Genomic DNA, 21,085 nt, shown 5'->3' with positions numbered 1-21,085 from the left:
AGTCAGCGCGGTACGCTCACCAGTGACAGCTGTCATCCGCACACCATGACACCGGCTACTCGTGCGCCAGCGCTGCGGGCGGCAATACTGGAAGCTCCTCGGCAACCCGCGACCGGCATGCTTTCCCTGCATTTGCACACTGCACGTCTCTGGCTTGCGTCTGCGCAGGCCAATCGCAACCTCGGCGGGCGATCGCAGCGCAGTCATCACCAGGAGCATGCATGAGGCCGCTCACCCATATCGTCCTGCATTCAGCCGCACGCAGGCGGGCCCGGCAGTGGCAGAATCCGCTCACCCACACGGACCTTGTCTGATGCGCCTCCGGTTACCCGCATGGCTTCGTCCCGCCGCCAGTTCGCAGGTGGCCGCGCGCCTGGCGCAGGGCCAATCGCCCTGGATGGATAGCGTGCATCTGTTCTGGTCGGCCTGGGTGTTCGTGGTGCCGGCGTTTTCTGCGCGTGGCTACGACAGGACCTGGCTGTTGTGCACGCTGGCGTCGTATCCGCTGTTTGTGCTGCTGTACGCACGCATGTTGCTGGCACCGCGCGGCACCTTGTACCGCTATGCCTGGGCGATGGCGGCGCTGAGCGCCGCCTTGCTGCCGGTGTACGCGGCAGGGCTCAGCTATTTCGTGTTCGCCTGCCTGACCTTGCGCCCCTCCACGCGGCACGCGTTGTGGCGGCACTTTGCGATGTTGCTGCTGATGAACGCGTTGTACCTGAGCTGGGCGCACTGGCTTGGCTTGAGCCTGCAGGCGCTGGTGTGGATGCCGGTGACGGTGCTGGGCATGGCCGCCGTGGGCGCGGTGTACAGCATCAACGAACGCAAGGACGCGTTGCTGCGCTTGTCGCAGGACGAAGTTCGCCGTTTGGCAGCCACTGCCGAACGCGAGCGCATCGGTCGCGACCTGCACGATCTGCTTGGCCACACCCTGTCGCTGGTGGCGCTCAAATCCGATCTGGCTGCGCGCCTGATCGAGCGCGACCCGCAGGCCGCACGCAACGAGATCGACGCGGTGGCGCAGGTCTCGCGCGAGGCATTGGCGCAGGTACGACGTGCGGTCACCGGTATCCGTGCTGCCGGCCTGGTAGCCGAACTGGCATCTGCGCGCGTGCTGCTGGACCTGGACGGCATTGCGCTGGAGCAACACCTGGAGCCGCTGGCCTTGCCGCCCGAGCATGAAACCGCGCTGGCCTTGGTCGTGCGCGAGGCGGCCACCAATGTGCAGCGCCACGCCCAGGCAAAACGTGTGCGTGTGCAGCTGCGCGCGCACGGCGAGCAGGCGATGCTGGAAATCACCGACGACGGCCGCGGCGGCGTGATCGTGCCTGGCAACGGCCTGGACGGCATGCGCGCACGCCTGCACGCCCTGGGTGGCGCGCTGGATGTGCAGGCCATGCCGCGCGGCATGCGATTGCGCGCCAGTCTGCCGTTGCCGCGGCCTGCAGTTGTCCCCGCAACGTCGCCGCCGGCGATGCCGCAGCCGCTTTGACGCGCCTTTGGTTGCGCTGCCAAGTGCACGGCATGTGGCAGCGCTGCTATCGTGCGCAACCGTTGCATGCATGCGAGCGCGACCGATGATCCGGGTGTTGTTGGCGGAAGACCAAGCCTTGCTGCGTGGCGCGCTGGTGGCCTTGCTCGGGCTGGAGGACGATATTGCGGTGGTCGGCAGCGCCGGCGATGGCGAAAGCGCATGGCGCGAACTGCAGTGCCTGCAGCCGGACGTGCTGGTCACCGATATCGAAATGCCTGGCCTGACCGGGCTGGAACTGGCGCAGCGGATCCAGCGCCAGGCGTTGCCGGTACGCGTCATGATCGTCACCACGTTCGCGCGGCCGGGATTTTTGCGCCGTGCCCTGGATGCCGGCGTGGCCGGGTATCTGCTCAAGGATGCGCCCGCCGAACAACTGGTCGATGCGTTGCGCCAGGTGCACCGCGGCGGGCGGGTGATCGACCCGCAGCTGGCCATCGATGCGTGGGTGGAAGCAGACCCCTTGAGCGAACGCGAACGGACGGTGCTGCGACTGGCCGGCGAAGGCCGCTCCGCCAGCGAGATCGCGCAGCAGTTGCAGCTCTCGCACGGCACGGTGCGCAATTACCTGTCCGAATGCATCGGCAAGTTGGGTGTGGCCAATCGGATCGAAGCGTATCGGTTGGCGCGGCAGAAAGGCTGGTTGTAACTGCTGGCGGACGCCGCGGTGCGTGATCGCCATCGGCGTGTTTAGCGTGCGCCATCGGCACAGTGCTGCTGATCGCAAAGCGGGCGTTGCCAGAGCGTTGAATCGGCACAGCTCATGCGAGCGGTTGGTCGCCGCACTGCAGCCATGCATCGCGTGCACACGTGTGCGGCATCGTGTAAGCAAGCGTGCTGCGACGTTGCACGCACGCACGCACGCATGCGTGCTTGCTTTGCGATCGCGTCGATACGCGTCTGCTTGCCTTGGCCATCGGTTGTAGGGCGATCAACAGCTATTCCAAATGCATGCGAAGGCATGCCTTCATCGCACAGGTACACTTCCGGATGATCGTCACCACCACGAGTAACTGCATGAAATCGATATGGCTGTTGGGCTTGCTGCTGATCTGCGCATTCAACGCGTCGGCCGAGCAATTCAAGATCTTGGTGGCCGCCATTCCCAATCAGTATCACCACGACTATATCCCCGTGGCCAAACCGCAATTCGAAGCGATGGCGCGCAAGCATGATGTTCAGATGGTGTGGGCGTGGAATGCCAAAGCCTTCGATGGCGATCTGTCGCACTACGCGGCCATTGTATTGCTCAATACGCCGGCCACCGATCTGGATCCCGCCCAGCGGGCCAACTTCCAAAAATATGTGCGCAACGGCGGCGGCGTGGTCGCGGTGCACAAGGCCTTTGCGATCAAGCGCGGTGAGTGGGAGTGGTACGACCACATGATCGGCCGCTCGTTCCGCACCCATCCGTACCTGCAAACGGCGATGGTGGATGTGGCCGAGGCCAATTTCCCGGCCACGGCCGGCCTGCCCAAGCGTTGGGTGTGGAGCGACGAATGGTACGAATACGATCCGCCCTACAGCGACGATCTGGTCACGCTGCTCACCGTCGACGAACGCAGTTACGACCCCACGCTGATCTGGCCAGGACAGGTCGCCAAGGGCATGGGCCAACAGCACCCGGTGGCGTGGTATCACCACTTCGAAGGTGGCCGCGTGTTCGCCACTGCGCTGGGCCACCAAGCCGAAGCTTATAACGACCCACGCTATCTGGAGCACTTGTACGGTGGGATCTATTGGGCGGCTACCGGCAAGGGCATCGAATCATCTGCGCCAGCGGCCAAAACACAACGCCGGCACTAGCCCTCTCCCCCGCGTGAGAGGGGTCGGGTGAGGGTATGCGGCAACGCCACTCCAGACGGCAGTTAACCCGCTGCTTTGCCTGCACCCTCATCCGCCCCTGCGGGGCACCTTCTCCCGGGGGGAGAAGGGAAATCAAAGCCCAGCTCCCGGCGTGCGAGTGGTTGGGGTGAGGGTATGCGGCAACGCCACTCCAGACGGTAGTTAACCCGCTGCTTTGCCCGCACCCTCATCCGCCCCTGCGGGGCACCTTCTCCCGAGGGGAGAAGGCAAATCAAAGCCTCTCTCCCGGCGGGAGCGGGGTTGGGGTGAGGGTACGGGGCGACGCCACTCCAGATGGTGGTTAATTCGCTGCTTCGCTCGCACCCTCATCCGCCCCTGCGGGGCACCTTCTCCCGGGGGGAGAAGGGAAATCAAAGCCTCTCTCCCGGCGGGGGAAGGGAGCCAACACCCATCCATCACCGCGCAGAGCGCTCGCCACGCGCCATGCTGGAAAACACCCCATCGCGGCGCACCCAGGCGTGATACAACGCCGCGCTTAGATGCCCCAACACGGTGGCGAACAACAGATACGCCAGCCAGCCATGCGCGCTGCGCAGCCAGGCATACAGCGCAGGGTCGTGTGGTGCGATCGCCGGCAGGTTCGCGCCTGGCCACAGCACGATCGGGTAGGCGCCGGCCGACAACATCGCCCAGCCGATCAGCGGCATGCCCAGCATCAATGCATACAGCAGCCAATGCGAGGCAATTGCCGCAGCCTTCTGCCACGCAGGCAAATCCGCAGGCAATGCCGGCGGTCGATGGCGCAGGCGGTTGATCAGGCGCAGCACGGCCAGGATCAGAATCGCGATGCCCAGCGGGCGATGCAGATCGATCAACCATGGCCGCTGCGTCACCGAGGCCACCATGCCGACACCGACGAACAGCATGGTCAGGATCATCGCGGCCATTAGCCAATGCAGTACGCGCGCTGGCAGATTGAAGTGGGTACGGCTCATTGGCGTGCTCCCTGGCCGGTGGCGGCGCCGCCCGTGCCATTGGCGATCTCGCGCTCGCGGCGATTGAACGATTGCGAATACACCGACGAGCGCGCTGCCAGAATCGGGTCATTCGATGCGGCAAGGCCCTTGGGCAAGATCAGCGGGTCGTAATTGAGATCGCGACAGGGGCCGCTGGCCTGAGGCTGCGCATGCTCGATCGAGAGCGTGCCGGCCACGATCTGCTTGCGGCGTTCCGGCCATGGCTGCGACGGGTCGTCCACCGCATCGCCGGGCTCGGCGATGGTCAGCACCATGTCCCAACGCAACGGCCCGTGCGCCAGCCGCGCGTCCAGGTCGGTGGCGAGAAAATCGCCATCGGCCTGCTTGCGTTGTTCGGCGCTCAATTCCTTGAATGGCGTATGCGGGCGCATCGACCAGCGGATGTAGCGTTCGCGTCCGTCGGCGGCAATCGCGCGGAACGCATTGACGCCGTTGTACTGCGTGTTGGCCCAGCTGTCCGACCACGGCGCGGTCTTGGCCCACTGCTGGAACTTGGCGGCTTCCGGGTATTGCTTGCCGAATGCCGCCAGTTTTTCCGGATCCGGCTTGCCGGTGGCCGGGTCGGGCTTGGAAGCCACGTTCAAGGCCTGGAAACCGGCCGGGGTGGCGACCACGAAGAACGGGAAGCTGTTCATCGCCGTGCGCCATTCCTGCCCATCGTCGCTGCGCAACAGCAGCGCCATGCTGCGTACGCGCGCCTGCCCGTCGGGTCCGTGCGGGTCGCCGCCGCCGATCGACATGCGTCCCAGTACCGGCGTGCTGGGCTGGCTGAAGATGCGTGCCGACGACAGCCAGGTGGCCTTGCCGCTGGACTGGAACTGCCCGCTCACGCACACACCCTTGGTATGCGCGCGGCGAAAGCCCGGATGCGGCGGCCCGCTGGATTCGATGGTGTCGGTCATGCGCGCGGCAGTGAGCCGGTCGCCACCGATCCAGCCGGCCGTCCAGGCGAACGCAAGCGCAATGCCGCCGGCAATGGCGGCAATTCCCAACAACGGCAGCACGGGGCTGCGCGCGCGGGGGCGAGGGAGGTGGCAACGTCATGGCTGGCTCCGGTGGTCGATACTGTGTGTGGTTGATACGGGTGAGACGACGTACGTGCCGCGTTATTCCCTTCCCACCGACGACGGTGGCACGCACCGATCGCGGGAATAATCCACGCTCCAGTGCGTCTAACGTGTGATGCCACCACCAAGCCCGCCAATGGATGCTTTGGACGATGACCAACTGCGCGCCGTGCTGCCGGCACTGCGCCGCTTTGCGCGCTCGCTGAGCGGCGAGCCCGCCAGCGCCGACGATCTGGTGCAAGCCACGCTGGAGCGCGCGCTGCGGCGGTGGCGCACCCGGCATACCGCCGACGCCCTGCAGCCCTGGCTGTTCGCCATCCTGTACCGGCAGTTTCTGGATGGGCAGCGGCGTGCCGCACGCTGGCAGCGGGTCGTGGGCCTGTTCGCGCCGCAGCAGCCCAGCCAATCCGCATCCCCTGAGCAGGTGCACGACGGGCGCGCCATGCTGGCCAGCCTTGCATCGCTGCCGGCCGAACAACGTGCGTTATTGCTCTTGGTGAGCGTGGAAGGCTTCAGTTATCGCGAGGTGGCCGACACCCTCGGCATCCCGATCGGCACGGTGATGTCGCGCCTGTCGCGCGCGCGCGAACGTCTGCGCGCATTGAACGAGGGGCATGTGAGCCACGCACCTGCATTGAGGATCCTGAAATGACCGCCACACCGCCGGACGAACACGCGCTGCACGCCTACGTCGATGGCCGCCTGGCGCCGGAGCAACATGCAGCAGTGGCCGCCTGGCTACACGCGTACCCCGCCCAGGCCGCACGCGTGGCGGGCTGGAAGCGCGATGCCGAAGCGCTGCGTGCCGCACATGCTGGTCTGGCGCCGGAGATGAGCGCCGTGGCATTCACGCCCGCAGCGATTCGCCGCGGGCTGCAACAGCGCCGCCGTGCCATGTTTGCCGTGGCCGCCAGTTGCGTGCTGGCACTTGGCTTGGGGACCGGGCTGGGCTGGCAGCTGCATGCGAGCCGGATCGCCAGCCAACGCGTGCCGATGGCCGATGCAGTAGCCGCCTACCGCCTGTTCGCCGATGCCGGCGCGCATCAGGGCGTTGCGTTGGACGTGCAACGCCGCGCCGAATTGGAACCGTGGTTGCGAACGCATTTCGGCAACGCAGGCGTCGTGCCGGATCTGCGTGCGCAGGGTTATACGTTGCGCGGTGGGCAACTGCTTTCCACACCGGAAGGCGCGGCCGCGATGCTGGTGTATGGCGATGCCGACGGCGCATGCATTGGCTTGTATCTGCGTCCACGCAGCGGACCGATGCCGACCGGCGAGCGCCGCGATGGCCGGCTGTTGGCGCAGTACTGGGCCGAAGGCGATACCGCGTTCGCGCTGGTTGGCCCGGCGACGCAGACACGCATGCGCACGATCGCGCCGTTGTTGCGTCGCCAGGGCTGACCAGCGCAGCGCAAAGGTTGTGTTCGCCTCGGCCTGATTGCAGCGCTGCCCGCGCTCAGCCGCCGTAGCGTTGCTGCAGCATCGCGAACGCCGAGCGCAGTGCCAGCGCTTCGCCGCCGGCGGGCCGGCCGGGGCGGTCGCTGTCGTTCCAGGCGTAGACGTCCAGATGCGCCCACGGCTGGCCGGGTGCCACGAAGCGTTCCAGATACAGCGCGGCGGTGACGGCGCCAGCCATGCGCGAGCCGGCGTTGGCCATGTCGGCAACATGGCTGTTGAGATAGCGCAGATACGGGCGCCATAGCGGCATGCGCCACACCGGGTCGCGGGTCTGTTCGCCGGCACTGATCCAGGCCTGCGCCAGCGCATCGTCGTTGGCAAAGAGCGCCGGCAGGTCCGGGCCCAGCGCGATGCGTGCCGCGCCGGTGAGCGTAGCGAAATCCAGGATCAGATCCGGATGCTGCTCGGTGGCATAGCTCAGCGCATCGCACAGCACCAGGCGGCCTTCGGCATCGGTGTTGTCCACTTCCACCGTCACGCCGGCGCGGGTGGTGATCACTTCTCCAGGGCGGAATGCCTCCGGGCCCACCGCGTTCTCCACTGCCGCAATCAGCAGCGTCAGCCGTACCGGCAACTGTTGCGCCATCACCAGCCCGGCCAGCGCCAACGCATGCGCCGCACCGCCCATGTCCTTTTTCATGTTGCGCATGCCATCGGCCGGCTTCAGATCCAGCCCGCCGGTGTCGAAGCACACACCCTTGCCGACCAGCACCAGATGCGGATGCGCGGTGTCACCCCACTGCAACTGGATCAGTCGCGGCGCGCGATGCGAGGCGCGCCCCACGGCATGGATGGTGGGGAAGTTCTGCGCCAGCAACGCGTCGCCGACGACTGCATCGACCTGTGCGCCATGCGCCTGTCCCAGCGTGCGTGTGGCTTCTTCCAGATGCTGCGGACCCATGTCTTCGGTGGGCGTGTTGACCCAATCGCGCACGCGCAGGCACGCCTGGATCAGTGCATGGGTGTGTGCCGATGGCGTTGCCGCCAGTTCGGCCGGCGCGCGCGGCACCTTGCGATACCGCGAAAAGCGATAGGCGCCCAATCCCCAGCCCAGATGCAGCAACGCCTGCTCGGCATCGCTCAGCGGGTTGGCCAGCGTCCAGCGGCTGGCCGGCGGCAAGGCCATTGGCGCATGCGCGTAGGCGTAGGCATCGGCGCGGTCGCCGATCCCCAGGACTGCTCCGGCCAGCCCGTTGTCGCCCGGCAACAACAGCACGCTGCCCGGCGCGGCATCGAAACGCTGCGCCTGCGCCCATGACAGCACACGGGTGGGCTGCTCCGCGCACCAGCGCGTAAAGCTCTCGCGGTCGAGCACATACAGCGGCAAGGCTGCGGCAGTGGGATCGGTGAAACCGGTCAGGTGCGACATGGGAATCCTCGAGTGCAGCGCCGTGCGCCGTGCAGAGTGGCTCAGGCGGGAAGGGTGATGCCGGCGCGCGCGGGGCCCGGATGCGGTTGCTGCGCGTCCAGCCAATCGGCCAGCCCGGTCATGCTGTCGAACTCAAGATCCGGCTGCTGGGTGGGGTGCGACCACACCGCGCCCTCGCGATTGATCCAGCAGGCACGCAGGCCGGCATCCAGCGCGCCCAGCACATCCATGCGCACATGGTCGCCCACATGCAGCACCTGAGCGGGAGGCACCTCGAGCCGCGCGCAGGCAGCCAGGAAGATGCTCGGGTCGGGCTTTGCGCTGCCGTGTTCGCGCGAGCCCAATTGAAACGCGAAGTGATGCATCAGCCCGATGCGCTGCAGATCGGCATTGCCGTTGCTGAGCGCGGCCACCGGCACATGGGCGGCAATGCGCGCCAGCGCGTCGAGCGCATCCGGATAGCATTCCACCTGGTTGCGCGCCGCATAGAACACTTCGTAGGCCGGCTCCAGCAACGCCAGGTCGCCGCCGCTCTCGCGCAAGGCCATTTCCAGCGTCAACCGGCGCAGTGCGCTGAGGTCGTGATGCAGGTGCGGGTTGTCGGCAAAGCTGCGCTCCCGCAGCTCGCGCATCGCCTCCACCGGAAAGCGCTCGGCAGTCACCGGGCTGTGCTCGCGCATCCAGTCGTACAGCACCTGGTCGATGCGCGCCCCGATCGGCGCAAAGGGCCACAACGTATCGTCGAGGTCGAGGGTGATGGCGCTGATTGGGAAACTCATTGCCGGATTTTACGGGTGTTGCGATAAAAAGGGGATTGGGGAGTCGGGATTGGGGATTGGCAACGGCAGCCGTGCGGTTGCATACCAATCCCGAATGCCGATTCCCCAATCCCGGCTACTCCAGTAGCCGCGCCCAGCGCTGCATCCCGTCCACCCGGCTCAGCACCATCTTGATGCAGACCAGCAACGGCACCGCCAGCAGCAGGCCGACCATGCCCCACAGCCAGCCAAACAGCATCAGCGCCAGGATCAGCATCAGCGGCGAGATCGCCATGCGTCGGCCCAGCACGATCGGTGTGACCACCTGGCCTTCGATCGTGTGCAGCGCCAGGTACAGGATCGCCGGCAGCAGCGAGGACAAGGTGGTACGAAATTCCACAAAACCCATCAGCAGCATCAGCATCACGCCGATCAACGGACCGACATACGGTGCGAAATTCAGCAATGCGACCACTGTTCCCCACAGGATCGCTTCAGGCAGCGGAATCTGCAGCACAGACAAAATGCCGGCAAATACCAGCCCGACCAGCGTGTTGATCACGCTGATGGTGAGCACGTAGCGCGAGACCTCGCGCTCGATGTCCAGCATGATCTCGGTGGTGAAGCGTTGCTGCTGCCGGTTCGGTAGCAGGGCGATCGCATGCCGCTGCAGGCTTTCGCCATACACCATGAAGAAGAACGTCAGCAGCACCACCGCCAGCACCGAGGCCGCCAGCTTGGGCGTGCGGACCAGTGCCTTGTAGGGGTCGTCCATCTGCGTGCGCACGATCTGCACGCCGCGCTGGCCTTCGCCACCGGCCGCGCGTGCAAAGTTTTCCGCTGCCTGGTTGGCTTGCATCACCGGCTTGGTGAGATCGCGCACATCGCGCGCAATCTGGCGCATCTGCCTTGGTGCCTGTTGCACCCATTCGGCGGCGGGGCCGGCCAATTGCGCGGCCAGCGTGACGGTACCGGCCAGGCCAAGGCACAGGATGAGCAAGGCGCCGAGAAATCGCGGGATGTACAGCTTGCGCAAACCCCGCAGGATGGGATTGCCGATCAGCGCGAAAAACGCGGCCAGCATGATCGGCAGGATGATCGTCTGCGCCGCCCATAGCGTGTAACCGATGGCGAGCGTGGCCAGTACCACCAGCGAGGCCGGCGCGCGCGGGCGGGGCGCCGGTGCGGGCGGAAGCGAATCTGCCGCGGTGGCGGCATCCGGTAAATCGACGGGAAGAGACATGCGCGCCCTGGCAGCAGACTGGCGTGCTGCCAGCGGTGCGCCATTATCGGTGCAATGCGTCAACGGCGCGCACAGGGCCTGTGGGCAGGATGTCAGCGAGCGAAGGCTCGTGGCGAACTCGGCCGCACGCGTCCTGGTGCAGGTCGTAAGGCGCCGAATCGCTCGTCGGGGTGGCATTGCCACCGACGCCAGGATCTGCCGCACGCTGCCATCTGCGACAGCACGCAGGCTGCGTGCGAACGGCCGTCAGACCTCGCCGCGATCGGCGACGCTTATTGGTCACCCGTGGCTTGCATTGGTCACCCATGGCGCGCGATCCCCACATCTCCGAGCCATATCGCCAGCGACCGTGGCGAGTATCGGCGAGTAACCACGGCGTGCGGTCATTTGGCGAGTTGGAACGCGCAGATTCGAACATCGCGGTTCGCGGTGCAACGGTTCTTTCGCCCGATCCCCAAGCGCAGTCGTGCGTGTTGCATGCAGGGCCAGCGTCCGAACACCTCCATCCGGCGCGCGTGTACAGTCCGGCGCGCGTGCACAGTCAAATTGGCGCTGGTACGCCGATGCCTTGCACAGCCAATCTGCCAGCCACAACGGCGGCGCAGCAATTCGCTAGCCGCCGCGAATGCCGTCCGCGCTCAGGCCGCGCGATCGGTCGGAACCTGCACCACGGTCACCGGCGGGTCGGCTGCCACTTCCTCGGCATTGTCTGCCGCACGTTCGGCCTGCTCGGAGGCTTCCTGCGCGCGGTGCGCGGTGAACAGCGCAGAGATGGTGCTGATCATCTGCAAAATCTTGGGAATCCCGCCAAGCTTGCTGGCGATGCTGCCCAATGCCGCCTGTGGCTCATGACGGCCGGTGACGAACCCGAGCCCGAAACCCACCGTCACAATCCGTAGCGGGGACCACCCGGCGCGCCAGGTCTGGCGCAGTTCGCTCCAATGCAGGCGCGTTTCCTGCGCGCGTCCTTCGACCAGGAATTCGGCGCGCTCGACGCGTTGACGCAAGGTTCCAAACTTCATGGACGTGCTCCACTGGCAGAGGTCGCCGCGTCGTCGTCCTTGCTGGGGTCATCGAAAATCCCCAGCTTGATGAGCTGACGGCGCGTTGCATTCATGCCGGTGTGGTCGAAGTAGAAAAACACCCGCCATGCCGCGATGCCGGTCACCAGCAGACTGCCCAACGCGGTGAAAAACATCGCCTGGAACCACGATAGTCCGGCACGTTGCAACAGCGCGATGATGGCACCGGCCAGCAGCAACCACGACGAGGCGCCGAACACCACGGCCACGCAGGCCCAGGCCAGGCCACGCCCGAATGCGCTGCGTGCCAGTTGCAGATCGGCCGACACCAGCCGACGCAAGGCGCGGCTGGTGTCCTTGGCCGAGCCCAGCGTTGCACGGCCGGCTGCGCCGACCGCGCGTACGCTTTCGTCCAGTCCTGGCGTCTGCGCGCGCGCGTCTGGCGCGTCGGTTCCGGCAGCGGGAGAGGCCTGATCGCTCACGACTTAGTTGTCGTTGCTGCGTGCCAGCTTGGCGATGACCCAGCCAGCAGCGAAGGCAACGCCGAAGGCAGCCAGCGGACGCTCGCGGATCAGATCGGTAGCGCTTTCCAGCAGATCGTTGCCCTTGGCGACCAGGACGTCCATCTGTTCCTTGGCAGCGGCACCGCCGAACTCGGCAGCGGCCATGCCGGCCAGCGCGGTGTCGGACAGTTCGGCCTTGACGTTGGCGCGACCGAGCTTGAGCTCATCGCCAGCGGCGCTGGTGGCACCGCGGACGGCTTCGCCAGCAGCGCTCGCTGCCGACTTCAGGTGGGTGCCGGCTTCGCTCAGGTTTTCCTTCAGCTGATCGGTATTGGTGGGGCTCATGCGATATCTCCTTCGGTCATTGATGGCAGCCGCCACTCACGTGCGGTCGAGCAGTAGCAATAGCATCGGGGGGGTGTAGGAGGCGTTAGTGGAAGCACCTTCCGGTGCACATCGCGTCAACGCATCAGCGCGTCGTATTGCGCGTTGCCACGCAGGATGCGCACGACAAGCTGCTGCGGCTTACGCTGGAAATTGGCGCGCCAGCTGGCAAGGTCGGCGAACTCGCCCACGCTGCTGGCCACGATCACATCGCCGGCGACCAGGCCGTTGGCGGCAGCGCGACCGCCGCGTTTGACCTCGCTCACCATTACCCCCGTGATGCCTGACTGACGCAGCGATTCGGGGAGATCGACGAAGGTCGCGCCGGTCAGTCGCGGGTCCAGCATATCGCCGGTGACGGCGCGATCCTGCTCTTTCAGCGTGGCCTTGAGCTTGAGCGGCTTGCCATCGCGACGGATATCCAGCGTCACCGCACTGCCCACCGCCTGCAGGCCTTCGTAGTTGTGCAGCGCTTCGGCGCTGTCCACGCGCTGGTCGTTGGCCGCCACCACCACGTCGCCCGGTTGCACGCCTGCCGCGGCCGCTGCGGAACCCGGCAACACCCGTGTCACCAAGGCGCCGCGCAACGAATCCACGCCCAGGCCCTGCAACATCTGCTGGGTGAGGTTCTGGGTCTCCAGGCCGAGCGTGCCGCGCACCACCACGCCCTTGGTCACCAATTGCTCGACCACATTGCGTGCCAGGTTGGACGGAATCGCCAGCCCAAGGCCGATATTGCCGGCCATGCTGCCCTGCGGATTGAAGCTGGCGGTGTTGATGCCAACCAACTGGCCTTGCAAGTTGACCAGCGCGCCGCCCGAATTGCCGGGGTTGATCGAGGCATCGGTCTGGATGAAGTTCTGATAGCCCAAGCCGCGAATTCCGCTGCGCCCCACGGCCGAGACGATGCCGGAGGTAACGGTCTGGGTGAAGCCGAACGGGTTGCCGATGGCCACCACAAAATCGCCCACACGCAGCGCGTTGCTGTCGGCCAGTTTGATATCGGTGAGGTTGTCGGCCTTGATGCGGATCAGCGCGATGTCGGTATCGGCATCGGAGCCGATGAACTCGGCCTTGACCGTGCGTCCGTCGCCGAGCGTCACCTGCACGTCGTCGGCGTTTTCGATGACGTGGTGGTTGGTCAGGACATAGCCTTTTTGCGCATCGATGATCACGCCCGAACCCAGCGATTCGTTGATGCGATCCTGCGGCACCTGCGGAAACAGCCGGCGCAGGATCGGGTCATTGAAGAACGGGTTGCGGACGCGCACCACCTGTTTGGTGTTCACGCTCACCACTGCTGGCATGGCCTGCTGCAGCATCGGCGCCAACGACGGCACTGGCTGGCCGGCCACCGCGGCTGGCAATGCGGCGGCCGTCGGCAGGGTGAAGGCGGCATTGCCGGGGGGCGTGGCTTCGGCGCGATTGTCGAGCCAGGCGTTGACGCCGGTGGCGGCAAATCCGCCGAAGGCGGCGGCCAGCGAAAGAGTCAGCAGGGTAGGCAGCGGTCGCATGGAACGGATTCCGGGTTACGCGGTGGATGAGGAATAGGGCGTCTGACTGCGTAAATCAAGCTGAACGAGAGTGCCTGCGCGCAATTTAACTGCCGGTGAAAGTGCCACGCATCCCTTGCCCTGATTGCGTTGACAGCCCGACGGGCCGGGCGTAGCGTCCGCTTGATCCGATGCCTGTTCAGCATGTTGCGTGCGGTCGCGCATCGCCTAGGTTTCCCGCACTGACGCCCTTAAGGAGGGTCTATGAGCAACGGCAATGGCGTAACGGCAACCCTGTCCGACGCCGTCGATAGCGTAAAAAGCACCGCCACCGAATTGACCGAGACCCTCGCCAGCACCGCCAGCGAGGCGGTTGCCAGCGTGCAGGAGGCGGCAGGCACGGCGGTGGAAGAGGTCAAGACGCAGGTGGCCAAAGCGCGCAAGGCAGTGGTCAAGGTCGAAAAGAACATGGCCAAGAACGCCGGCAATGCAGCCACCGCAGTGAAACGCAGCGTGGCCAGGACCAAGCGCTCGCTGGCGGCCACCAAGGACGCTGCCAAGGACACGCTGGTCGCCACCAAGGAGGCCGCCAAGCAGAAGCTCACCGCCACCAAGGACGCGGCTAAGCAAACGTTGACCTCGACTACGCAGGCCGCCAAGCAGAAGTTGAGCAGCACCAGCGCCGCGGCCAAGAAGAAGATCACCGACACCAAGGCCACTACCAAGCGCAAGCTGGAAACCGCCAAGGCCAATGCCAAGGCCGAGGCGGCCGCACTGAGTGCCAAGACCGCTGCCAAGAGCGCCGCACGCAAGACCGCCGTCGCAACGGTGAACGCGCGCACGGCGGCGAAGAAGGCTGCGAAGAAGGCGGTGGCCAAGTCGGCGGCAGCGAAGAAGCCGCTGGTCAAGCCTGCAGCCAAGAAGGCGCCGGTCGCCAAGCAAACCGCGACCAGGCAGGCCGCAGTAAAGAAGGCCCCGCTCAAGAAAGCCGTGACCAAGACTGCGTTGAAGAAAGCCGCCAAGGTCACCAAGACCCCGGCTACACGTGCCGTGGCAAAGACCACCGCCGCGCGCAAGGCAGTGGGCAAGAAAGCGGCAAAGCGCGTCACGCGCTGAGGTTGTCAAGCAGGGCGCAGGCGAGATGTGCGGGTCGCCAGGTAGCGTGGAAGGCGTGCAGCGCACGCGATAGGTGTCACCGACCCTGTGCAATGGTGAAAACGCCGGCGCTGTTCAACAGCGTCGGCGTTTTTGTTGCAGCAGCTTTGGCTAGCGCTCCCGCCTGCAGCCAACACGCTGATGACCCTGCACTGCGCGGGAGGATTGCCCGAACGTATCGCGTACGTGTACTCCGATACGCACAGGCATCGCGCATGCAATAAAAGGAACAAGGCCTAGCGCATGCCATCGACCAATTGTTTCGCACCCAGGACGATCCCTGCCTTGGCCGCGCCATACGCACCGAGGCTGGCCTTGATGTTCATCGCATTGGGATACTGCTTTTCGACATAGGCCGCCAGCAAGCGATCGCTTGACGCGTCGAAGATTTCCACCGCATAGCTGACCGAGCCGGAGAATGCGCCTTCCTTGCCACGCGCGGCCTGGACGGCATTGTAGGAGCCCCCACCGATATCGACCTTCATGAAGGTGCCGATGACCCGTTTGCTGGGTTTGGCGCCGGTCAAGGTGAGCCGCACACGCAAGGTGTCGCGCCCGATGGCAGTGGTGGGCTGCCAGCGCTGGCCAATTGCGTCGCCGAACTCGCGTTGCATGAAATCGGCGAGCATGCGTTTGTCCTGCTCGGGCACCTCTTCGAATTGCGCATCCGGACCGCGGTAAATGCTCACCGGTTCGACGAATACGGTCCGATACCGCGACCAATCGACCTCGCCGTGATACGCGTACGGCATGCGGCCGCCGCGGCTGCCATCGTGCGGACGCAGGTAGCTCGAAGATGGTAGTTGGCGATAGGGCACGGGGCGGGTGCTGGCGCAGCCGATCAGGCTGACGCTGACAACGGCGAGTGCGCAGTATCGAACGAAGTAGGAAGTCGACATTGAGAATGACCTGGTGCAAGAAGGTGGGTGGGCGCAGTCCCTGCGCGTTGTCGTGACCTGATGTTCAGTGCAATAGAACGCTGGCAGCTGCCAGGGCCAAGACCGCTATTGCGGCAGTGAACAACACGCCGCGCTTGGCCAAATACTGCAGGCGGCGGGCATCGCGCGCGCTGCGGATATCCGGCAACGCGCACCAGATGTCGCGGTTGCGCGTGCCGGGCAGGCCGCAGCGAAATTCCGGCGCGACAGGCAGCGGATGCGCGGCCACGGGGTCGTTGGCCGCGCACTGCCCGACCGCCAGCGATCGTGCGGTAGGGAGGTGTTGGGTGAAACGGATCGAGTGAGGCATCACCAGGCATCCTTGATGCGTGCGGTGAGTACACGGTAGGCAAACGAGTTTGGGAACTTATTGGTTCGTCGCGACGACGGCGCACCCCGGCGAAGGCAAGGTATTTCCGTGCGCCACACCAAAGTGTCCGCAGTAGAGCGCCTACCCAAACGGAGCGCGCAGTGGTCAGGTGGTATTGACGGCGCTCGGGAACCGCACCGTAAGCCGCAGATAGGCCGTATCGCGTTTCGCGCTGGGCCCGTGCGTGCGCAGTCGCGCATTCCACGTGCGGCCACTGGTCCATCGCGCTCCAAGCACTAACCGCGCCAGCCCGTGATTGCGTAGCCGTTTGGTTGGCCGCGTATCGTCGTGCTCTCGCGCTACAGCACAGGCAGATTCAGGCCGCGCCGGCGGGGCGGTCGCCGGCAAACACCACGCGCACGCAGAGGTCGCGTCCATCGTTGCCGTCGCCGGCTTCGATCGTTGCTCCGTGCAGGCGCGCAATGCCGGCGACGAGCGACAATCCGATGCCACTGCCCTGTACGGGGCGACCGGGCACACGATAAAACCGCTCGAAAATAGAGGTCTGCGCGCCTTCGGGTACACCGGGACCGTCATCGCTGACCTGCAAGAAGGGGTGCAATACGTCAGCACGCACACAATAGCCGCAGCTCACTTCCACCTTGCCATGCAGGCGGCCATAGCGGATGGCGTTGTCGACCAGGTTGCGGATCAGAATGCCCACTGCATCCACATCGCAACGCAGCAGGCAGGGCGATGCCTCAACCTGCAACTGCATCTGGCGTGCGTCGGCCTGCACGCTGAATTCGTCCATCACATGCGAGATCAGCTCGCCCATTTCGACTTGATGATAGGCCGCTGAACTGATGCCGGCATCCAGTCGCGCCAGATCCAGCAATTGTTCGGCCAGCCGATTGCTGCGACGCGCGGTTTCCAGCAGTTGGCCCAGCGCGGCGTCCTTGGCCTCCAGTGTGGGCGCGCGCAATGCGACCTCGGCGTAGGCATGCAGTGCCGAGAGCGGGGTGCGCAGTTCGTGCGCGGCATCGGCGACGAAATCGCGCTCGGCCTGCACGGCCTGTTCCACCCGCGCCAACAAGGTGTTGAACGAGGCGATCAATGGGCGGACTTCGTCGGGCGCCTGAGCCAGCGGCACCGGCTCGGTATCCAGGCCGGTGCGTTGCGCGATGGTGCCGGACAAGGCGCGCAGCGGCCCCAGCGAGGTCCGCACGGCCCACCACATCAATAGCCCCAGGATGCCCAATTGCACGGTGTTGAGCACCACCGCAATCAGGGTCTGCTTCACGCTCATGCGCGAGGATGGGTTGCCGATCGGGGTCGACGTTACCGCCGCGTCGGGCGGTTCTGCCTGCATATCGAAGCGCTGCTGGAGCGCGTCGGGCAAGATGGCGATCAGTCGATCGCCGAGCAGGTTGAGTTCCTGCTCGAACACGCTGTGATGACCCTGGGTGACCAGTGCGACCAGGATCCACAGAGAGGTGGACCAGCTCAGCAGAACGATCGCGGCCAGCGCCGCCAGCATGCGTGCCTGCAGCGACTTCATTCAGGGGTCTTTCCGACCATGTAGCCCTGGCCGTAGACGGTGGAGATCAGCGCATCGCCCAGCTTGCGCCGCAACTGGTGCACATACACCGCGATCATGTTGCTGCCGCCTTCGGATGGGCCGCCATAGACGCCTTCTTCCAGCTGATCCTTGGTGACCACGCGTCCGGCACGTTCCATCAACGCCAGCAGCAGGCGGTATTCGTGTGCGCTCAGCGCCACCCATTTGCCGTCCTTGGTGACCTTGCGGCTGCTCGGATCCATACAGACGTCGCCGTGGCTGAGCAGGGGCACCACGCGGCCCTGGCTGCGCCGGGTGACCGCCCGCAGCCGCGCCATCAGCTCGTCGAACTGAAACGGCTTGACCAGATAATCGTCGGCGCCGGCATCCAGACCGCGGATGCGGTCGGTGAGCTGGCCACGCGCGGTCAGCGCGATCACCGGGGTGGCATCGTAGTGGCTGCGCATGAAACGGATCACGCTCAGCCCGGACTCGCCCGGCAGGCCGATATCCAGCAACACCGCACTGTAGCGATGGTCCACCAGCACCGTCTTGGCGGCATTGGCATGACCGACATGATCGATGGTCCATGACTGCTGACGCACACCATCGCAGATGGCGTTGGCCAGCATGGTGTCGTCTTCGACGAGGAGCAGATGCATGGGTGTTCTGTCGTGCGCAGGGCCAGTCCGAGATCCGCAGCACTGTCGGTGATGAAGCTTAGGCAAATATTAGTGCATGGCCGAACCGCACGCAGGCCAGGCCATGCATGCCGTTCGGCCCCGTTTGGTCAGGCCCGCTCAGCGCTGCAGGATGGCGCGCAGCGCAGCGTCCAGGTGGAGGTACTGAAAGCGGAAGCCGGCATCGAGCGCGCGCTGCGGCAGCACGCGCTGGCTGATCAGCAGCAGGTCGGCCATCTCGCCGAAGCCCAGCCGCAGCAAACCGCCCGGCAATGCCAACAGGGCGGGGCGGTGCAGCACCTGGGCCAGCGTGCGTGCGAAGTCGGCATTGGTCACCGGATTGGGCGCCGTCGCGTTGTAGGCGCCAGGCTGGCCTTGCTGCAGCAACCACAGCAAGAGCGCGACCATATCGGCGCGGTGGATCCAGCTCATCCAGTGCCTGCCATCGCCGAACGGTCCACCGCCGCCGAATCGGAATGCCGGCAGCATGCGGGCCAGCGCGCCGCCATCGCGATCCAGCACGATCCCGGTGCGCACCCAGCTCACCCGCGGGCCGAGTGCGGCGATGGTGTTGGCTTCGGCTTCCCAGTCGCGGCACAGCACCGCGGAAAAGTCATCGCCGGCGGGCTCGGCTTCGGTCAACGCAGTATCGCCACGTTCGCCGTAGTAGCCCACCGCCGAGCCGGAAATCAGTACCGAGGGGCGTTGCGCGGCCGGCTGCTGCGCGATCCAGGCCTGCAATTGGCGCGTGATGCCCAGGCGCGATTGGCGGAAGCGCTGCTTGCGGGCGTCGGTCCAGCGGCCGGCGGCCAGCGGCTCGCCAGCCAGGTTGATGACTGCATCGGCCTGTACCCCATCCAGCGTGCGCACGGCGGTGATGCCGGGCAGGATGCGCGTGGCGCGCTGCGGGTCGCGGGTCAGCACGCTGACTTGATGGCCGGCCTGCAGCAATGCCGGGCACAGGGCCTGGCCAATGAAGCCGGTGCCGCCGGTGATGAGCAGATGCATGGAGGGCTCCTGGCCGAATCGATGCGGCACGATAGGCCAGGATCGCGCCAAGCGAGGTGAAGCTGGCGCGGGCATGCGGCTGTGCGCTGCGGCCGTCGGCCTGCAGCGTGGCCTACGACCTCGACGATAGCGGCGTGTGCTGCCCACCTAACGCAAACGCGCCGGACTGGCCGGCGCGTTTGCAGGGTGAGCGCTCGATCAGCTGCTTACTTGGACGATGACACCGCGTGGGCGCGTTCGAAGTGCGCCGAGACAACGCGGCGCGTCTGCTCCAGATGCTGCTTGACCGGCGCGCTTTCTGCGGCGGGCAGCAGCTCCGAATCGATGATCTTGATGGTGTCGCCATGGTCGATGACCATGGTGCGCATGAAGGCATTGCGGTAGGCGTCCTTGCCGTCCGGCAAGGTCAGCGTCTTGGACAGCGCTTCCACTGCCGCCTTGCCCTTGGCACGTATGGCCTGCGCGCGCGAGCTCTCGGATGCGCCAAGCGACTTGGTCTTTTCGAGGTTGGCTTCATGGTCGTGCAGCATCTGTTGCGCGAACTCGCCGGTGGCTCCGCCCAGATCCTGTTCGATGGCCTGCTTGGCGAGTGCGATCTCGTTGTCGTCGATCGCAGCCAGCACGCCCAGCACTGCCCCATCGCCCTTGGCCAACTCGGTCGCGCCGCTGCCACTGACGGGCGCGGCCGTCGGCTCGGGCGACACTGCTGGCGCAGTGCGCGAAGCATCGCCGCCGGGGCGATCGCAGGCAGTCAGAGAGAGCATGGCCAGCAGCGAAGCGGTGAGAAGCGTGACTTTCATGAAGATCCTGGAGTGAATCGGCAATTGCCGGAGGTGGAATGCAAAGGAGCCGCTAGGCGGCTCCGGGGAGGTTGGTCAGGCCCACTGCGGCTGGGCGACGGGGGCCAAGCCCAATGGTCTGGCAGGCACCTTGGGTGCACGCACGGCCTCCTGCGCACTGCGGCAGGTACGCGCCATGCGCGCGGTGCGTTCGCGAATCAACGCGTGCTCGCTGACCGGCGCGCTACCCAACAGACTGGCCACGTGGAAGCCAAGGATCTCCTCCGCGCGGTCGCCCTGGTCGCTGACGATGTGCGGCACCAACCGCTCCAGTCGTTCCAGCTCCTGCTGCACTTGATACGGGGTTTTCATGACGATCTCCAATGAAAAACAGATGTTGCTCGATACTGCGGACTCAACTATTGCGCGCGCCCAGGCGCTGCCAACAATCGGTTGCCAACTGTTCGTAGTTGGACTGTGTGCTGGAAGAAATGAAGTGGTGCTCCAAGCGGTCCCGAAATAAGCGCAGACGTTCCTGGTCGCTCGAACGCGGGGCTTGCAGGTAGATGTCGCAGGCCATTTTCACCACCGGGGACAACTCGCTGAACTTGCCTGCGCCCAGGTTGCCCTGGGCATGCCGCGCCTGCCAATGCGCGATTTCGGCCTGTACATCGATGACGGATGGATCTCTGCTCATGACTGGGGGTGTTCCGCTATAAACAAACTTGACCTGCAGGGTAACTGCGGGTATGTCAACGATTGATCATCGAACCCGACCATTGCAGCGCGTCGGCGCATTGCACGCTTAATTGGTCAGATTGTTCGAGCGCGTCTACACGCCACGCATGCAGGCGCGTGCAAGTGGTGCATGCGTACGACGTGACCGCGTTTGAAACCTTGTGGTCGAGGCAACGCGTTGGTCTCGTATTCGTTCCGATGTCGCCAAACTGGTGCGCCTGACCAACTTGAGTCCAGGCGCGTAA

The 21,085-nt window shown here is 65.5% G+C and carries 23 protein-coding genes; 6 read left to right on the top strand and 17 right to left on the bottom strand.

Annotation, left to right across the window (positions count from 1 at the left end; genetic code table 11):
• The first annotated feature begins 313 nt into the window (after positions 1–313).
• The 3 genes from ACCQ00_RS19260 (at position 314) to ACCQ00_RS19250 (ending at position 3,337) form a co-directional block, all read left to right on the top strand.
• Positions 314–1,492, top strand: coding sequence for a sensor histidine kinase (locus ACCQ00_RS19260; RefSeq protein WP_039568475.1), 1,179 nt, complete (start codon positions 314–316; stop codon positions 1,490–1,492).
• An 85-nt stretch (positions 1,493–1,577) separates the two neighbouring features.
• Positions 1,578–2,180 (top strand): response regulator transcription factor, encoded by a 603-nt coding sequence (locus ACCQ00_RS19255; RefSeq protein ID WP_039568477.1) that lies wholly within the window; start codon positions 1,578–1,580, stop codon positions 2,178–2,180.
• Between the two features lie 368 nt (positions 2,181–2,548).
• Positions 2,549–3,337: a ThuA domain-containing protein gene (locus ACCQ00_RS19250; protein ID WP_039568549.1), complete on the top strand. Its 789-nt coding sequence runs from the start codon at positions 2,549–2,551 to the stop codon at positions 3,335–3,337.
• A gap of 455 nt (positions 3,338–3,792) precedes the next feature.
• Here the strand turns inward: ACCQ00_RS19250 and ACCQ00_RS19245 are convergent, their stop codons facing one another.
• Entirely contained in the window at positions 3,793–4,332 is a 540-nt protein-coding gene (locus tag ACCQ00_RS19245; protein ID WP_039568488.1) for a cytochrome b, read from the bottom strand.
• Positions 4,329–5,378, bottom strand: a complete 1,050-nt coding sequence (locus tag ACCQ00_RS19240) for a catalase family peroxidase (protein ID WP_039568489.1) — start codon at positions 5,376–5,378, stop codon at positions 4,329–4,331. The genes ACCQ00_RS19245 and ACCQ00_RS19240 overlap by 4 nt, the downstream gene beginning before the upstream one ends.
• Before the next feature lie 199 nt (positions 5,379–5,577).
• On the opposite strand from ACCQ00_RS19240, the gene ACCQ00_RS19235 reads away from it, so the two are divergent.
• Together ACCQ00_RS19235 and ACCQ00_RS19230 are read left to right on the top strand one after the other, a co-directional pair.
• A complete protein-coding gene (locus ACCQ00_RS19235; RefSeq protein ID WP_039568491.1) occupies positions 5,578–6,093 on the top strand; it encodes an RNA polymerase sigma factor in 516 nt (171 codons plus the stop codon).
• The gene (locus ACCQ00_RS19230) at positions 6,090–6,842 is read left to right on the top strand and encodes an anti-sigma factor family protein (protein ID WP_039568493.1); all 753 of its coding nucleotides are present in this window, start codon (positions 6,090–6,092) and stop codon (positions 6,840–6,842) included. Before ACCQ00_RS19235 ends, ACCQ00_RS19230 begins: the two co-directional genes overlap by 4 nt.
• A gap of 55 nt (positions 6,843–6,897) precedes the next feature.
• On the opposite strand, the gene ACCQ00_RS19225 is transcribed toward ACCQ00_RS19230, so the two are convergent.
• The 7 genes from ACCQ00_RS19225 to ACCQ00_RS19195 all read right to left on the bottom strand — a co-directional run bounded on the left by ACCQ00_RS19225 (position 6,898) and on the right by ACCQ00_RS19195 (position 13,692).
• Positions 6,898–8,268, bottom strand: coding sequence for a leucyl aminopeptidase family protein (locus ACCQ00_RS19225; protein ID WP_039568496.1), 1,371 nt, complete (start codon positions 8,266–8,268; stop codon positions 6,898–6,900).
• Positions 8,269–8,309: 41 nt separating this feature from the next.
• Entirely contained in the window at positions 8,310–9,047 is a 738-nt protein-coding gene (locus ACCQ00_RS19220) for an HAD family hydrolase (RefSeq protein WP_017158217.1), read from the bottom strand.
• Positions 9,048–9,162: 115 nt separating this feature from the next.
• Positions 9,163–10,269, bottom strand: coding sequence for an AI-2E family transporter (locus ACCQ00_RS19215; RefSeq protein ID WP_039568499.1), 1,107 nt, complete (start codon positions 10,267–10,269; stop codon positions 9,163–9,165).
• Between the two features lie 638 nt (positions 10,270–10,907).
• Entirely contained in the window at positions 10,908–11,291 is a 384-nt protein-coding gene (locus ACCQ00_RS19210) for a hypothetical protein (protein WP_017158215.1), read from the bottom strand.
• On the bottom strand, positions 11,288–11,773 hold the full coding sequence (locus ACCQ00_RS19205) for a hypothetical protein (RefSeq protein ID WP_017158214.1): 486 nt from the start codon (positions 11,771–11,773) through the stop codon (positions 11,288–11,290). Before ACCQ00_RS19205 ends, ACCQ00_RS19210 begins: the two co-directional genes overlap by 4 nt.
• A gap of 3 nt (positions 11,774–11,776) precedes the next feature.
• Positions 11,777–12,139, bottom strand: a complete 363-nt coding sequence (locus ACCQ00_RS19200) for a hypothetical protein (protein ID WP_008574792.1) — start codon at positions 12,137–12,139, stop codon at positions 11,777–11,779.
• Positions 12,140–12,255: 116 nt separating this feature from the next.
• Positions 12,256–13,692, bottom strand: coding sequence for a Do family serine endopeptidase (locus tag ACCQ00_RS19195; RefSeq protein ID WP_039568503.1), 1,437 nt, complete (start codon positions 13,690–13,692; stop codon positions 12,256–12,258).
• Between the two features lie 243 nt (positions 13,693–13,935).
• Between ACCQ00_RS19195 and ACCQ00_RS19190 the strand changes: the two genes are divergently transcribed.
• Positions 13,936–14,787 carry a histidine biosynthesis protein HisIE gene (locus ACCQ00_RS19190; protein ID WP_039568506.1) on the top strand — a complete coding sequence of 284 codons (852 nt, stop codon included), beginning with the start codon at positions 13,936–13,938 and terminating at the stop codon, positions 14,785–14,787.
• A gap of 275 nt (positions 14,788–15,062) precedes the next feature.
• Here ACCQ00_RS19190 and ACCQ00_RS19185 read toward each other — a convergent pair whose 3' ends face one another.
• The 8 genes from ACCQ00_RS19185 to ACCQ00_RS19150 all read right to left on the bottom strand — a co-directional run bounded on the left by ACCQ00_RS19185 (position 15,063) and on the right by ACCQ00_RS19150 (position 20,799).
• On the bottom strand, positions 15,063–15,725 hold the full coding sequence (locus ACCQ00_RS19185; protein ID WP_039568509.1) for a DUF3313 domain-containing protein: 663 nt from the start codon (positions 15,723–15,725) through the stop codon (positions 15,063–15,065).
• 64 nt (positions 15,726–15,789) lie between these two features.
• Positions 15,790–16,074 carry a hypothetical protein gene (locus tag ACCQ00_RS19180; protein WP_017158210.1) on the bottom strand — a complete coding sequence of 95 codons (285 nt, stop codon included), beginning with the start codon at positions 16,072–16,074 and terminating at the stop codon, positions 15,790–15,792.
• 376 nt (positions 16,075–16,450) lie between these two features.
• Positions 16,451–17,635 (bottom strand): ATP-binding protein, encoded by a 1,185-nt coding sequence (locus ACCQ00_RS19175; RefSeq protein ID WP_039568512.1) that lies wholly within the window; start codon positions 17,633–17,635, stop codon positions 16,451–16,453.
• A complete protein-coding gene (locus tag ACCQ00_RS19170; protein WP_039568515.1) occupies positions 17,632–18,297 on the bottom strand; it encodes a response regulator transcription factor in 666 nt (221 codons plus the stop codon). Before ACCQ00_RS19170 ends, ACCQ00_RS19175 begins: the two co-directional genes overlap by 4 nt.
• 138 nt (positions 18,298–18,435) lie before the next feature.
• Positions 18,436–19,323, bottom strand: coding sequence for a TIGR01777 family oxidoreductase (locus ACCQ00_RS19165; RefSeq protein ID WP_039568518.1), 888 nt, complete (start codon positions 19,321–19,323; stop codon positions 18,436–18,438).
• Between the two features lie 206 nt (positions 19,324–19,529).
• Entirely contained in the window at positions 19,530–20,123 is a 594-nt protein-coding gene (locus ACCQ00_RS19160) for a DUF4142 domain-containing protein (RefSeq protein ID WP_017158206.1), read from the bottom strand.
• A 75-nt stretch (positions 20,124–20,198) separates the two neighbouring features.
• A complete protein-coding gene (locus tag ACCQ00_RS19155) occupies positions 20,199–20,474 on the bottom strand; it encodes a hypothetical protein (RefSeq protein ID WP_039568522.1) in 276 nt (91 codons plus the stop codon).
• Between the two features lie 43 nt (positions 20,475–20,517).
• Positions 20,518–20,799 (bottom strand): hypothetical protein, encoded by a 282-nt coding sequence (locus tag ACCQ00_RS19150; RefSeq protein ID WP_003486531.1) that lies wholly within the window; start codon positions 20,797–20,799, stop codon positions 20,518–20,520.
• Positions 20,800–21,085 lie beyond the last annotated feature (286 nt).

The organism is Xanthomonas sp. NCPPB 3761 (assembly GCF_041475705.2).
In the GTDB taxonomy this organism is placed as follows: Bacteria; Pseudomonadota; Gammaproteobacteria; order Xanthomonadales; family Xanthomonadaceae; genus Xanthomonas; species Xanthomonas phaseoli.
This window is presented reverse-complemented; position numbering and strand designations above follow the sequence as displayed.